The sequence below is a fragment of the Phenylobacterium sp. genome (genome assembly GCF_035569475.1).
GTDB lineage: Bacteria > Pseudomonadota > Alphaproteobacteria > Caulobacterales > Caulobacteraceae > Phenylobacterium.
This window is the reverse complement of sequence record NZ_DATMNA010000016.1, coordinates 19,614-32,931: the sequence shown is the minus strand read 5'-3', so window position 1 is coordinate 32,931 and position 13,318 is coordinate 19,614. Positions and strand designations below refer to the sequence as shown.

12 protein-coding genes are annotated in these 13,318 nt (G+C 69.3%); 6 read left to right on the top strand and 6 right to left on the bottom strand.

The features are described from left to right. Positions 1-21 precede the first annotated feature (21 nt). The 5 genes from VNW53_RS02300 (at position 22) to VNW53_RS02280 (ending at position 5,472) form a co-directional block, all read left to right on the top strand. Entirely contained in the window at positions 22-1,680 is a 1,659-nt protein-coding gene (locus VNW53_RS02300) for a carboxylesterase/lipase family protein (protein WP_325553364.1), read from the top strand. Between the two features lie 10 nt (positions 1,681-1,690). Then, the gene (locus tag VNW53_RS02295) at positions 1,691-3,379 is read left to right on the top strand and encodes a carboxylesterase/lipase family protein (RefSeq protein ID WP_325553362.1); all 1,689 of its coding nucleotides are present in this window, start codon (positions 1,691-1,693) and stop codon (positions 3,377-3,379) included. Between the two features lie 92 nt (positions 3,380-3,471). Beyond that, the gene (locus VNW53_RS02290) at positions 3,472-4,593 is read left to right on the top strand and encodes a glycosyl hydrolase (protein ID WP_325553361.1); all 1,122 of its coding nucleotides are present in this window, start codon (positions 3,472-3,474) and stop codon (positions 4,591-4,593) included. 5 nt (positions 4,594-4,598) lie between these two features. Next, positions 4,599-4,862, top strand: coding sequence for a MoaD/ThiS family protein (locus VNW53_RS02285; protein WP_325553360.1), 264 nt, complete (start codon positions 4,599-4,601; stop codon positions 4,860-4,862). Positions 4,863-5,196: 334 nt separating this feature from the next. After that, complete coding sequence (locus VNW53_RS02280; RefSeq protein ID WP_325553358.1) at positions 5,197-5,472, top strand: hypothetical protein; 276 nt, start codon at positions 5,197-5,199, stop codon at positions 5,470-5,472. A 90-nt stretch (positions 5,473-5,562) separates the two neighbouring features. Here the strand turns inward: VNW53_RS02280 and serA are convergent, their stop codons facing one another. From serA to VNW53_RS02260, 4 genes are all read right to left on the bottom strand, one after another. Next, positions 5,563-7,143 (bottom strand): phosphoglycerate dehydrogenase, encoded by a 1,581-nt coding sequence (serA, locus tag VNW53_RS02275; protein ID WP_325553403.1) that lies wholly within the window; start codon positions 7,141-7,143, stop codon positions 5,563-5,565. Positions 7,144-7,299: 156 nt separating this feature from the next. After that, positions 7,300-8,496: a phosphoserine transaminase gene (locus tag VNW53_RS02270; protein ID WP_325553356.1), complete on the bottom strand. Its 1,197-nt coding sequence runs from the start codon at positions 8,494-8,496 to the stop codon at positions 7,300-7,302. A gap of 122 nt (positions 8,497-8,618) precedes the next feature. Continuing rightward, entirely contained in the window at positions 8,619-9,068 is a 450-nt protein-coding gene (locus VNW53_RS02265; protein ID WP_325553354.1) for a hypothetical protein, read from the bottom strand. 89 nt (positions 9,069-9,157) lie between these two features. Beyond that, a complete protein-coding gene (locus VNW53_RS02260; protein WP_325553352.1) occupies positions 9,158-9,463 on the bottom strand; it encodes a hypothetical protein in 306 nt (101 codons plus the stop codon). Between the two features lie 268 nt (positions 9,464-9,731). Between VNW53_RS02260 and VNW53_RS02255 the strand changes: the two genes are divergently transcribed. Further along, on the top strand, positions 9,732-11,663 hold the full coding sequence (locus VNW53_RS02255) for an ATP-binding protein (RefSeq protein WP_325553350.1): 1,932 nt from the start codon (positions 9,732-9,734) through the stop codon (positions 11,661-11,663). Between the two features lie 210 nt (positions 11,664-11,873). On the opposite strand, the gene VNW53_RS02250 is transcribed toward VNW53_RS02255, so the two are convergent. Beyond that, the gene (locus VNW53_RS02250) at positions 11,874-12,692 is read right to left on the bottom strand and encodes a PhzF family phenazine biosynthesis protein (protein WP_325553348.1); all 819 of its coding nucleotides are present in this window, start codon (positions 12,690-12,692) and stop codon (positions 11,874-11,876) included. 75 nt (positions 12,693-12,767) lie between these two features. Next, a complete protein-coding gene (locus VNW53_RS02245; RefSeq protein ID WP_414693231.1) occupies positions 12,768-13,283 on the bottom strand; it encodes a nucleotidyltransferase family protein in 516 nt (171 codons plus the stop codon). Positions 13,284-13,318: the final 35 nt, after the last annotated feature.

The following is a 13,318-nucleotide window of genomic DNA, read 5'->3' as shown; positions in this document are numbered from 1 at the left end:
AAGCTGGCGGGGAGCGGGCGAATGACCACGGGCCAGGCAGAGTCCAATCGCAGACATGTGCTGATCGCGGGCGCGGCGCTCGCCACCGCGGCGGCGGCCGGCCGGGCTGCGGCCCAGGCCCCAACCCCGCCCGCCGCCCCCCCGGCCGGCCTCGCGGCGGGCGGCGGCTCCTCGAAGATCTTCCAGGTCACCGAAACGGCCACCGGCAAGGTGCAGGGCATCGCCAACGGCCCCACCTGGGAATTCCGCGGCATCCCCTACGGCGCGCCAACGGGCGGCAGGAACCGGTTCATGCCGCCGCAGAAGCCGGCCCCCTGGAAGGGCGTGCGCGAGTGCTTCGCCTACACCTCGGTCTGCCCGCAGACGCAAGCCGACATCCGCGGCGAATACGGCCAGTTGATCATGTGGGACCGCCAGGTGGGCGGCATGGGCGAGGACTGCCTGTCCCTCAACGTCTGGACCACCAACGTCGACCGCGCCGCCAGGAAGCCGGTGTTCGTGTCGTTCCACGGCGGCGGCTTCGCCACGGGATCGGGCAACGCCCCGGGCTTCGACGGCAAGAACCTCGCCTACTACGCCGACGCCGTGGTCGTGACCGTGAACCACCGCCTCGCCGCCTTCGGCTACACCGACCTGACGGGGGCCGGCGCTCCGGACGCCTTCAAATACGCCGGCGTCACGGGGGTCATGGACCTGATCGCCTCCCTGCAATGGGTGCGCGACAATATCGAGAACTTCGGCGGCGACCCCGGGCGGGTGATGATCTTCGGCCAGTCGGGCGGCGGGGCGAAGACCTCGACGGTGCTGGCCATGCCGCCCGGCAAGGGCCTCTTCCACCGCGCGGCGATCCAGTCGGGCGCGGCCCTGCGGCTGGTGACGCCGGAACAAGGCGCCGCCACGGCGGAGAAGCTCCTGAAGCAGCTCGGCATCGGCAAGGCCAATATGGGCGATCTGCAGAAGGTCTCCTGGCAGCAGATCCTCGAAGCTCAGACCGCGACGGGCGGAAACTTCTCGCCGGTGATCGGCACGGACGCCCTGCCCAACCATCCCTTCGACCCGGCCGCGCCGGCGGTCTCGGCCAATGTGCCGATCATCGTTTCCACGACCCTGGAGGACGCTGCGCTCGGCCTGACCAACTTCGATCTGACCGAGGCCGGGCTGAAGTCCCTGTTCGACCAGCGGTTCGGCGGCAAGGGCGCGGAACTCGTGGCGCTCTACCGCAAGTACGACCCCATCGCGACGCCGTTCCTGATCCAGGCCCAGGCCTTGACCGACGCCGGCGGCCGCCGCAGCGCCTATACGCTCGCCGCGCGCAAGGCCGCCCAGGGCGGCGCGCCGGCCTATATGTACGAGTGGAACTGGCGCACGCCCGCCTATGACGGCAAATTCGGCGCGGTGCACGGCATCGACGTCTCGGCGAGCTTCCACTCCTACCGCGACGGCTTCTTCGCCGGCTCCACCAGCGGCAAGAAGATGGCCGACCGCCTGGCGTCGAGCTGGGCGGCGTTCGCGGCTACCGGCGATCCCAACAACGCCCACCTGCCCCCCTGGAAACCCTACGACGACAAGGGCCGCGCGGTGATGATCTTCGACAACGACACACGGCAGGACTTCAATCCGCGCGCCGAAATCCGGGCGTACTGGGACGCCCATGCGCCGGCCCCCGGCCCCCGCGGCTAAGGAAGACGAAATGACGAAGACCCCCGACAGCCTCAGCCGCCGCGACCTGATCCAGGCCGCCTCCGTCGCCGCCACGGTGGCGGGCGCGGCGGCCGCCTCCAAGGCCTCCGCCCAGCCGGCCCTGGGCCTGCCGCCGGCGCCGGCCTCGGACCGCATCCTTGGCAACGCCGCGCCCAGGGGCGGCATCTTCTGGACCGTGGAGACCACGTCCGGAAAGGTCCAGGGCATCGCCAACGGCGTGGTGAAGGAGTTCAAGGGCATTCCCTACGGCGCCTCCACCGGCGGCAAGAACCGCTACATGGCGCCCCGGAAGCCGACGCCCTGGGCGGGCGTGCGCAACTGCATCGGCTACGGCCCGATCTCTCCCCAGACCGGGGCGTCCTTGGAGTCCGACTATTCGATGATGATCGCCTGGGACCGCCACGTGGGGCCGGGCGGCATGGGCGAGGATTGCCTGAACCTCAACATCTGGACGCCCAGCGTGAACGACCACGCCAAGCGGCCGGTGCTGGTGTCGTTCCACGGCGGCGGCTGGGCCACCGGCTCGGGCAACGGGCCGATGTACGACGGCGCCCAGATGGCGCGCCTGGGCGACGTGGTGGTGGTGACCGTGAACCACCGCCTGGCCTCCTTCGGCTACCTGCACCTGGCGGGCCTGGGCGCCCCGGCCGAGTTCGCCAACGCCGGCAACTGCGGCGTCATGGACATGGTCGCCTCCCTTCGCTGGGTGCGCGACAACATCGAACGCTTCGGCGGCGACCCCGGCCGGGTGATGATCTTCGGCCAGTCGGGCGGGGGCTCGAAGGTCTCGACCCTGCTGGCGGTCCCCGCGGCCAAGGGCCTGTTCCACCGCGCCGCGGTGCAGTCGGGCTCGACGCTGAAACAGGCGACGCCCGAAGAGGCCGGCGCCGAGGCCGCCAAGCTGCTCAAGGCGCTCGGCATCGCCAAGGGCAATGCCGCGGCGATCCAGAAGGTCCCGTGGCAGACCCTGCTGGAGGCGCAGGTCGCCTCCAGCGCAAACTTCCGGCCGGTGATCGGCGATGCGACCCTGCCGCACCATCCCTTCGATCCGGCCGCGCCGCCCGAGTCCGCCGACGTGCCGGTGATCATCTCCACGACCCTGCATGACGCGGCGCTGCGGCTCACCAACTTCGACCTCGACGAGGCGGGGCTGGCGGGCCTGTTCCGCCAGCGGTTCGGGCCGAAGGGCGGCGAGATCCTGGCCGCCTATCGCCGCGAGAATGGGCGCCAGTCGCCCTACCTCACCCAGGCCGAAGCCTTCACCGACGCCACCCGCGGCAATTCCCAGATCCAGGCGCTGCGCAAGGCCGCGCAAGGGAAGGCGCCGGTCTACATGTACGTCTGGGACTGGGAGACCCCGGCCTTCGACGGCAAGTTCGGCGCGGTGCACGGCCACGACGTGGAGGCCTCGTTCCACCTGTCGCGCAACCCGATCGGCGGAGCCGGCCGCAAGGAGGGCCGGCTGATGAGCGACCGGCTGTCGGCGGCCTGGGTGGCGTTTGCGGCCACCGGCGACCCGAACAACAGCCTGATCCCCCACTGGCCCGCCTACGACGCCAAGCGCCGCGCCACCATGGTGTTCAACAACGAGATGCGGGTGGTGGACGACTACCGCGGCGACTTCGTGCGGATGATCGCCGACGCCGCGCCGGCGACGCCGGACCCGCGCAAGGCCTGACGGAGCCCTCGGCCTGCGAAGACTCCGCGCAGGGAGGAGCCAGGTGTCGGGATCACATGTTATGAAACGTCCTTCGGCGGGAGGACGCACCCATGACCGAGGCCATTCAACTGCTGGTGGGCACCCGCAAGGGCGCCTGGATCTATCGTAGCGACGCGAAGCGCCGGACCTGGCAGGTCCAGGGCCCGATGTTCCTGGGCTCTATCGTCAACCACCTGGTGCTCGACCCGCGCGACGGGAAGACCCTGCTGATGGCCGCCTCGACCGGTCATCTGGGCCCGACGATCTTCCGCTCCACCGACGGCGGGGCGAACTGGGCCGAGGCGACGACACCGCCGGCCTTTCCCAAGTCCGACGACCCCAAGGCGCGGTCGGTGGACCACAGCTTCTGGCTCGAGCCGGGGCACGCCAGCGAGCCCGGCGTCTGGTGGGCCGGCGTCTCTCCGCCCGGTCTGTTCGAAAGCCGCGACGGCGGGGCGACCTGGGCCAGCGTTTCCGGCTTCAATGACCATCCGAACTACTGGGACTGGTGCCCGCCGGAAGCCGGCACGCCGGACGGCGCGCTCCTCAACCAGGTGGTGATCGACCCGCGCGACGCGGCGCACATGTACGTGGCCACCTCCAGCGGCGGGGTGTTCGAGAGCACCGACCGCGCCGCTACCTGGCGGCCGCTGAACCAGAACGTCCGCTGCGATTTCCTGCCCGACCCCTATCCGGAGTTCGGCCAGGACGCGCATTACATCGCCCTGTCGCCGACCAACCCGGACCGGCTCTGGCAGCAGAACCACTGCGGCATCTACCGCCTCGACCGCCCGGGCGAGCGCTGGGAGCGGATCGGCGACGCCATGCCGCGGGACGTGGGCGACATCGGCTTCACCGTCGTCCCGCATCCCCGCTTCGCCGACACCGCCTGGGTGTGGCCGATGGACGGCACGGACGTCTGGCCGCGCACCAGCCCGGGCGGACGGCCCGCCGCCTACCGCACCCGCGACGGGGGCCAAAGCTGGGAGCGGCAGGACAAGGGCCTGCCCCCCGAACAGGCCTGGATCACCGTCAAGCGCCAGGCCTTCTGCGGCGACCGCTGCGAGCCCATGGGCCTCTACTTCGGCGCCACCAACGGCGAGATCTGGATGAGCGAGGAGGGCGAAGGCTGGCGCCAGATCGCCGCCCACCTGCCGGAGATCTATTCGGTCGTCGCAGCGCCGATCGCCTGACCGCCATGACCCGCGTGCTGATCCCGTCCCAGCTCATCGCCTATACCGGCGGCGCGACGCGGGTGGACGCCGCCGGCGCGACGGTGGGCGCGGTGCTGGACGACCTCGACCGGCGGTTCCCGGGGCTGAAGTTCCGGGTCATCGACGAGCAGGACCGCGTGCGAAAGCACATGCGCCTGTTCATCGGCCAGGCGGAGACTCGCAGCGTCGCCCAAGCGTTGGGCCCCGGCGATGAGTTGCTGATCTTCGGGGCGCTGAGCGGGGGGTGACTTGACCCGCAGCGAGTACGCTTCACCCCCGGGCGAAAGATGAGCGACGGGCTGTCGGCTGCGTAGGCGCAGGCGCGCTTCGGCGACGCGGCCCGAAGCCGCCTACATCTGGGTAAGCACCGGCGGTCTTCCAGACTGCCGGAGAGGCCTTCATCTCCTGGTGAGAAGCCGAGACCCCAAGGCAAACTGGCTGCCATGAGATCAATGCCCGGCGGGTCCGTGGAAACCGGACCCCCGTTCGATGCGGACGTCCCAAGGCCCGTCATGGGCGAAACCGGTCCTTGCCCCTGGCGGGTCAGGGTCTAGTCTTCCCCTGGGATAGTGGATGAAGGCTATGAGCGACGCTATCGGCCCTGGCGATCTGGTTCTCTGCGTCAACGCCGCCCCGAACCATGCCACGCGAAGGCCGGTTCCCCTCCAGGCCGGAGAGACCTACCGGGTCCTCGCGGTCATGGAATTTGCCTGCCCATGCGGACGTTCAGACGCCTTGCTCGATGTCGGCATTGACTTCGCGTGGTGCCAGACGCGCTTCCGGCTGCTGCCAAAGCCCAAGGCCCAGGTCCGGACGCGACGCGTTTCAGCGCCTAAGGAGACCGAGACGATCCGCTAGGCGGCCTGGTCTGAGGGGCGAGCGAGACCCCACCTCCGACCCGCTGCGCGGGCCACCTCCTCCCACAAGGGGAGGAGGAAACCGCACGCGTTAGAACCTCAGCGCCCGGGCCTCCTTCACGTGCGGCAGGGCCTGGATCTTGCCGATCAGGTCCTCGCCCGGCGCCTGGTCGACGCCGACCAGGGCGATGGCGTCGTCGCCGGCCGAGACCCTCCCCAGGTTGAAGGTCGCGATGTTGACGTCGGCCTCGGCCAGCAGGCGGCCGAGGTTGCCGATGAAGCCCGGCTTATCGAGGTTGTTGACGTAGAGCATGGTCGGGCTGAACGGGCTGTCCAGGTCCATGCCCTTGACCTCCACGACGCGCGGCGTGCCGGCCAGCACCGAGCCGGCGAAGGAGCGCTTGCCCTTCTCGGTGGTGACGGTGATCCGGATGAGGCTCTCGTAGATCGGCGAGTCCTCCTGGCGGCTTTCCGAGACCGTGATGCCGCGCTCCTTGGCCACCGCCGGCGCGGAGACCATGTTGATCTCCGCGAGCATGGGCCGCATGACGCCGGCCAGCGCCGCTGCGGTCATCGGCTTGGCGTTGAGCTTGGCCACGTCGCCCTCATAGGCGATGTCGATGGCCTTGATCCCGAAGTCGACCATCTGGCCGGCGAAGGCGCCGAGCTTTTCGGCGAGCGCGATGAAGGGCTTCAGCCGCGGCGCCTCCTCGGCCGTGACCGAGGGGCTGTTCAGCGCATTGGTCACCGCGCCGGTCAGCAGATAGTCGCTGATCTGTTCGGCCACCTGCAGGGCGACGTTTTCCTGGGCCTCGTTGGTGGAGGCGCCGAGGTGCGGGGTGGCCACGAAGTTGGGCGCGCCGAACAGGACGTTTTCGCGGGCCGGCTCGGTCACGAAGACATCGAAGCCCGCGCCGCCGATATGGCCGGAGTCGAGGCCCGCGCGCAGGGCGGCCTCGTCCACCAGCCCGCCGCGCGCGCAGTTCACGATCATCACGCCCTTCTTGGTCTTGGCCAGGTTCTCGGCCGACAGGATGTTGCGGGTCTTGTCGGTGAGCGGAGTGTGCAGGGTGATGATGTCGGCCCGGGTGAGGAGCTCGTCGAGTTCGACCTTCTCGACGCCCAGCTCCACGGCGCGCTCCGGCGACAGGAAGGGATCGTAGGCCACAACCTTCATCTTCAGGCCAAGCGCCCGGTCGGCGACGATGCCGCCGATGTTGCCTGCGCCGATCAGGCCGAGGGTCTTGGCGTAGAGCTCGACCCCCATGAAGCGGCTTTTTTCCCACTTGCCGGCCTGGGTGGAGACGTCGGCGGCCGGCATCTGGCGGGCGAGCGCGAACATCATGGCGATCGCGTGCTCGGCGGTGGTGATCGAATTGCCGAAGGGGGTGTTCATCACCACGATCCCGGCGGCGGTGGCGGCGGGGATGTCGATGTTGTCGACGCCGATGCCGGCGCGGCCGATGACCTTGAGCTTGGTGGCGGCGGCGATGACGTCCTTGTTGGGCTTGGTGTCGGAGCGCACGACCAGACCGTCGTAGTCGCCGACGACCTTGATCAGGTCTTCCTTGGAAAGACCGGTCTTCACGTCGACGTCGACGCCGCGCTGGCGGAAGATGTCGATGGCGGCGGGGCTCAGGGAGTCTGCGATGAGAACGCGGGGCATGTGGATGGTCCTTAATTTGGACCGCTCATCCCGGCGAAGGCCGGGACCCAGATGGAAAGGCTGGAAGCGGGCTCTAGGAGCTCTGAGCCAAGCCGGTCAGCATCTGAGTTTCGAGATCTGGGTCCCGGCCTTCGCCGGGATGAGCGGAAATTTGGGAGGGGATCAGGCTGCGGTGAGTTCGGCCGAGACGGTGGCGAAGGCCCAGTCGAGCCAGGGGGTGAGCGCGTCGAGGTCGGAGGCTTCGACCGTGGCGCCGCACCAGATCCGCAAGCCCGGAGGCGCGTCGCGGTAGCCCCCGACGTCGAGGGCCACGCCCTCCTTCTCCAACAGGCCCGCCAGCTTCTTGGCGAACTCGGCCTGGGCGTCCTCGGCAAGCGAGGTCACGGCCGGGTCGATCACCTTGAGGCATACCGAGGTGTTGGAGCGGGTCGCCGGATCGGCGGCCAGGAACGAGACCCATGCGGTCTTCTGCGCCCAGGCCTCGAGCACACCGAGGTTGGCGTCGGCGCGGCGCTTCATTTCCGCCAGGCCGCCGATAGAGGCGGCCCATTTCAACGCGTCGACGGCGTCTTCGACGGCCAGCATCGAGGGCGTGTTGATGGTCGCGCCTTCGAACAGGTCGAGGGTGACCTTGTTCGCCCCGTCCTTCTTGGAGGTCATGCGGAACAGCTTCGGCATCGGCCAGGCCGGGACGTAGCTCTCAAGCCGAGCGACCGCCCGGGGCGACAGGATCAGGACGCCATGCGCGGCCTCGCCGCCCAGGGCCTTCTGCCAGGAGAAGGTCACCACATCGAGCTTGTCCCAGGCGAGGTCCTGGGCGAAGGCGGCGCTGGTGGCGTCGCAGATCACCACGCCCTCGCGGTCGGCGGCGATGAAGTCGCCGTTCGGCACGCGGACGCCGGAGGTGGTGCCGTTCCAGGTGAACACCAGGTCGGCGTCCTTGCGGACCTTCGACAGGTCCGGCAGCCCGCCGTAGGGGGCGTCCAGGACCTCGGCCTCGATCTTCAGTTGCTTGGTGACGTCGGTCACCCAGTCCTTGCCGAAGCTTTCGAAGGCCAGGAGCTGCACGGGCCTTGGGCCCAGCATCGACCACATGGCCATCTCCACGGCCCCGGTGTCGGAGCCGGGCACGATGCCGATCAGGAAGTCGTCGGGGACCTCCAGCACCTCGCGGGTGCGGTCGATCGCCTCTTTCAGGCGCGCCTTGCCGAGCTTGGAACGGTGCGAGCGTCCCAGGACGGCGTTGCGTAGGTTTTCGGGGGTCCATCCGGGGCGCTTGGCGCAGGGGCCGGATGAAAATTCAGGGCGCGCCGGCCGCATGGCCGGCTTCGGCCCCGCTAGATTAGGGGGGGTCGTCATAGCAATGTCTCCCATCCTTGCAGATGGACTGCGCCCCGTTGGGAGGGCGTGGCCCGCCGGCCAAAAGCCCGGCTTCGGGCCTGGGAGCAAGAGAAAGTTTCTGGAAGCGGCTGTGAGAGACGCTATGGCGCGGCGATCGCGACCGCGTCGCGCGCGCGCTGGCGGCCGCGCCAGGCGAGCCCCGTGCCGACCACCAGACAGACGAGGATCGCCCCGAAGTTGAAGTCGGTCAGCGCCATGTGCAGCAGGTCCGTGTCCGGCCGGCCGGTGACGAGATAGAACGAATGCAGGGTGAACTGGGCCGCGTAGAGCAGCATCGCGCCGCCGAGCCACAGGCTTCCGTATCGGACCGTGACCACCAAGAGGCCGATGGCCGTCAGGGCGTCGAAGGTGAGGCCCATGACGATCCACCAGGGCTTGGGCAGGACGACCTGCAGCAGCCGCTCGAGGATCACCATGGCGAGGATCACGCTTGCGCCCATGCGTTCAGCCGGCCCGCCCTTCCAGATGGCGAACAGGCAGGTCCCGACGAGCAGAAGGGACAGGACGATATAGGTTAGGACTGGTGACATGATTCCGCGCCCCTAGCGTACATTAGGGGCGCGGAACCAGTTAAACTATCGCAACCAAAGCCTCGATCTTCGACCGAGGCGGTTTTCGGTCAGCCGGCCTTGCGGGCGGTGACTTCGACCGGAGCCTGCAGGAGTTGCGGCTTTTGGAAGTCCATCTTCGTGCGCACGCCCAGGCGAAGCTGAGCTTCGTTGAGTTCGTTGTGCACCGCGACCATAGCCGTGCGGGCTTCGCTGAGCGCCCGCATGGCGTCCATCAGCTTCACTTGCACGTCGTCGGCGAACACCAGCGAGGTGTTCACTTCCTTGCGCGCCGTGAGCACTTCGCTCATCAGTTCGGCGGCTTCCGACAGCGCGCCGTCAACAGCGGCTTCGGTCACGAACAGCTTCTTGGCCACTCGCTGCGCCACAAACGCTTTTTCCATAAGGATTCCCCAACAAGGTGAACAACCACAATTCACGGTAAATATAAGGTTAAGGTTCACGCAACCGATTCATGAGTTGTTAACGATGATTTCCTCCCCGGACGGTTGTACCTGTGTCTTAAGCGTCACAGTTTCGGCGCTTGTCCGCTGAATCCGCCGGCCGAAGATCGGCGCGCCGGGAAGCGAAACGTTAGGATTGTTGGTCTAGAGCGGAGGTCCCGTGCGGCCCTTCGCGAGCGCCATGACCCCTACGACCGGCACACCCGGCCCAGCGCCAACCGCCACATTCCACGCCCGCGTCGCCGGCGTGGGCCTGGTCACCACGCTCGTGGTGCTGGTGGCCGCCTGCCTGACGTTCATGCTGCAGCAGTGGGCGGTGGCGCGCACCCAGTCGCACCAGATGTACGCCGGCCTGGCGCAGATCACCGCCACCACCGAAGCCCCGGCCATCGCCAGCGGCGACAAGCCCTCCATCCAGGCCGCCCTGCAGGCCCTGGCCGGGAGCAAGAACATCGAGGGCGCGCGGCTCACCGGCCTCACGGGCGCGCCCCTGGCCAGCTTCCAGCGGCCGCCCAATCCAACGATCCCCACGGCGGGCCCGGCGGCCCCGGGACCGATCGAGGTCATCGAGACGGACGTCATCGCCAACGGCCACAAGGTCGGGCGCCTGTCGCTGAGCGTGCACCGCCCGGCCCTGGGCGCGCTGCTGCCGCAGTTCATCGCCCTGACCGCCGCCCTGCTGTTCGGCGGCGTCGGCGTGGCGCTGTTCCTGGCGCGCGGCATGGCGCACCGGGTGATCGCCCCGGTGCAGCGCCTGTCGGACGCCATGCACGAGGTGGCGGCCGGCGGCAATTTCGAACCCATCGAGGTCAAGGCCCCAGACGAGCTGTTCCGCGGCCTGACCTCCAGCTTCAACCATCTGCTCGGCAAGCTGGGCGAGCGCGAGGATGACCTGAAGGCCGCCATGCGCGACCTGGAGAGCGCCCGCGACGCGGCCAACGCCGCCAATGTGCTGAAGACCCAGTTCCTAGCCAACATGAGCCACGAGATCCGCACCCCGCTGAACGGCGTGCTGGCCATGGCCGAGGTGATGTCGATGGGCGAGCTGGCCGACGTCCAGCGCGAGCGCCTGGGGATCATCCGCCAGTCGGGCAGCCTGCTGCTCGCGGTGCTGAACGACGTGCTCGACCTGTCGAAGATCGAGGCCGGCAAGCTCAGCCTGGTGAAGGAAGACTTCGACATCGCCGCCACCCTGTCGCCCACCGCCGAGACCTTCCAGGTCCTGGCCCGGGGCAAGGGCCTCGACTTCGCCTTCACGATCGACGACGCGGCCAAGGGCTGGTGGCGGGGCGACGCCGACCGCCTGCGCCAGATCGTCGGCAATCTGCTATCCAATGCCGTGAAGTTCACCCCGCAGGGCGCGGTGGAGGCGGCCATCGAGGTGAACCCGCAGACCGGCGCCCTGCGCCTGGTGATCCGCGACAGCGGCGTCGGCATCTCGCCCGAGAAGCTGCCGGCCCTGTTCGAGAAGTTCACCCAGGCCGACAACTCCGCGACCCGCCGGTTCGGCGGCACGGGCCTGGGCCTGGCGATCTGCCGCGAACTGACCCAGATGATGGGCGGCTCCATCAATGTGGAAAGCCGCGAGGGCTACGGCTCGACCTTCACCGTCGAGCTGCCGCTGAGCCGCGGCGAGGCCGCCGGCGTGGTCCCGGCCGACGTCGCCCAGGACAGCGGAGACCGGAACATCCGGCTGCTCGCCGCCGAGGACAATCCCACCAACCAGCAGGTGCTGGCCGCGGTGATGGAGTCGCTCGGCATCGACATCGACATCGTGGCCGACGGCAAGCAGGCGATCGACGCCTGGCGGCTCGGAGGCTACGACCTGGTGTTGATGGACATCCAGATGCCGGTGATGGACGGCATCGAGGCCTCCCGCCAGATCCGCACCATCGAGGTCGCCGAGCAGCGCAAGCGCACGCCGATCGTGGCGCTCACCGCCAACGCCCTGACCCACCAGGTGGAAGAATACATCGCCGCGGGCATGGACGGCCACGTCGCCAAGCCGATCGAGATCGCCAAGCTCTATGAGGCGATCAGCGCGGCGCTGACCGACGCGGCCACCGGCGCCTCGGGCCGCACGCCGGCCTCCGCCGACAGCCAGGTCGCCTGAGCCCTTTCGCAAGCTGAACGCCGGACAACGCGGGCCTCAGGTCCGCGTCAGGCGCGGCGTGGTGTTCTCCGATCCATGGCGACTGGAGCGCCAGAACCCGGGCCCGAGGCTCCGGCCGGCGCAGACGATGCGACCGCCGAACCTCTTCAAGTCTGGAGTGCGGGAGCGCCCCGGGGTCGGAAACGGTCCCGGGGCGTTTTCGCGTGGGCGTTAAGGCCCGACCCGCAAGGTCCCGTCCAGCACGGTCACCGCCTGGCCGCGCAGCAGGACGCGGTCGCCGGCCAGTTCGCAGTCGAGGTCGCCGCCGCGGCCGGGGTAGGCCTGCAGGAACGTCACCCGCGCGCGGCCCAGCTTGTCGGCGAACAGGGGCGTCAGGATGGTGTGCAGCGAGCCCGTCGCGGGATCCTCCGGGATGCCGGAGCCGGGGGCGAAGAAGCGGTCGACCACGTCGTAGGCCTGGCCCGGATCAGCCAGCGCCGCCACGCCCACGTTGCCGCGGCCGCCGGTGGCGCCGCTGGAGACCGCCTCCAGCGCGGCGAGGTCCGGCGCGCAGGCGCGCACCTGCGCCTCGTCCTTCAGCACCGCGACCAGGTAGGTCGAGGCCCAGACCTCCGCCGGCTCGACGCCCAGGGCCTGCGCCAGGCCGGCCGGCATCGCGACCCTGGCCGGCGGCTGGGCGGGGAAGTCCATCTCATAGCCCTGGCCGGCGCGGCGCACGGTGAGCGGGCCGGACTTGGTGTCGAAGGTGACCTTGTCGGCGGTCAGGCCCAGCTCGGCGAACAGCACATGGCCCGAGGCCAGGGTGGCGTGCCCGCACAGCGGCACCTCCAGCGCAGGCGTGAACCAGCGCAGGCCGAAGCGGGCGGGATCGTCGGTCCTGAGCAGGAAGGCGGTCTCGGCCTGGTTGTTCTCCGCCGCCAGAGCCTGCATCCACGCCGCCTCGGGCCAGGCGGCCAGGGGCTCCACCACGCAGGCCTGGTTGCCGCGAAAGGCGGCGGCGGCGAAGGCGTCGATGGTCCACTGGCGCATGGGAAACTCCATTCGGTGGCGGAGCTTGCAGATAGCCCCATCGGCGAATTAGGCAAGGCGTAATTAGCCAGTTGGCTAATTGATCACGGTGAGCTCCGGCCAGCGGGCGGTCACCGAGGCGGCGGCGCGGGCGAAGCCGTTGGTCCGGCGCAGCGGGTTGGGCCGCAGCCTGAGCGCGAACAGGTCGTCCAGGCCGAAAGGGGCCAGGATGGTCAGGCGGCCGTCGCGCTCCAGCCGCACGGCCACGGCGAACAGCGGGCTGACGAAGCGGCCAAGCGCCTCGGCCGAGGCGGTGAGCGGGGCATAGGCCTCGCCGAACTTGGCCTCGAACCACAGGTGCACGCGGGCCTGGTTGCGCACCTCCACGAGTTCGCTGAGCGGCGGGGCGAAGGCCGCGGCCACGCGCCGGATGACCAGGTCCTCGGCCTCATAGGAGATGTCCGACGGGTCGAAGTAGCCGAGGTCGTAGTCCTTGATCCCGTAGTCCAGGTCGCGGCCGGTCAGGTGGTTCAGCACCCGCTGGTAGACCGCCCCGGAGAAGATCAGCCAGTCCGGCAGGTCGAGGTCGCGGGCGGTCTCCAGCACCTGCATCAGGGTTGGGCCGCTGCGCACGATGGCCTCCAGGC

What these genes read in the sequence shown, in the direction of transcription:
- VNW53_RS02265 (WP_325553354.1), bottom strand. Translation starts at nt 9,068, where the DNA reads ATGTCACCAGTCCTAACCTATATCGTCCTGTCCCTTCTGCTCGTCGGG.
- VNW53_RS02245 (WP_414693231.1), bottom strand. Translation starts at nt 13,283, where the DNA reads ATGCAGGTGCTGGAGACCGCCCGCGACCTCGACCTGCCGGACTGGCTG.
- VNW53_RS02285 (WP_325553360.1), top strand. Translation starts at nt 4,599, where the DNA reads ATGACCCGCGTGCTGATCCCGTCCCAGCTCATCGCCTATACCGGCGGC.
- VNW53_RS02255 (WP_325553350.1), top strand. Translation starts at nt 9,732, where the DNA reads ATGACCCCTACGACCGGCACACCCGGCCCAGCGCCAACCGCCACATTC.
- VNW53_RS02280 (WP_325553358.1), top strand. Translation starts at nt 5,197, where the DNA reads ATGAGCGACGCTATCGGCCCTGGCGATCTGGTTCTCTGCGTCAACGCC.
- VNW53_RS02295 (WP_325553362.1), top strand. Translation starts at nt 1,691, where the DNA reads ATGACGAAGACCCCCGACAGCCTCAGCCGCCGCGACCTGATCCAGGCC.
- VNW53_RS02250 (WP_325553348.1), bottom strand. Translation starts at nt 12,692, where the DNA reads ATGCGCCAGTGGACCATCGACGCCTTCGCCGCCGCCGCCTTTCGCGGC.
- VNW53_RS02300 (WP_325553364.1), top strand. Translation starts at nt 22, where the DNA reads ATGACCACGGGCCAGGCAGAGTCCAATCGCAGACATGTGCTGATCGCG.
- VNW53_RS02270 (WP_325553356.1), bottom strand. Translation starts at nt 8,496, where the DNA reads ATGACGACCCCCCCTAATCTAGCGGGGCCGAAGCCGGCCATGCGGCCG.
- VNW53_RS02290 (WP_325553361.1), top strand. Translation starts at nt 3,472, where the DNA reads ATGACCGAGGCCATTCAACTGCTGGTGGGCACCCGCAAGGGCGCCTGG.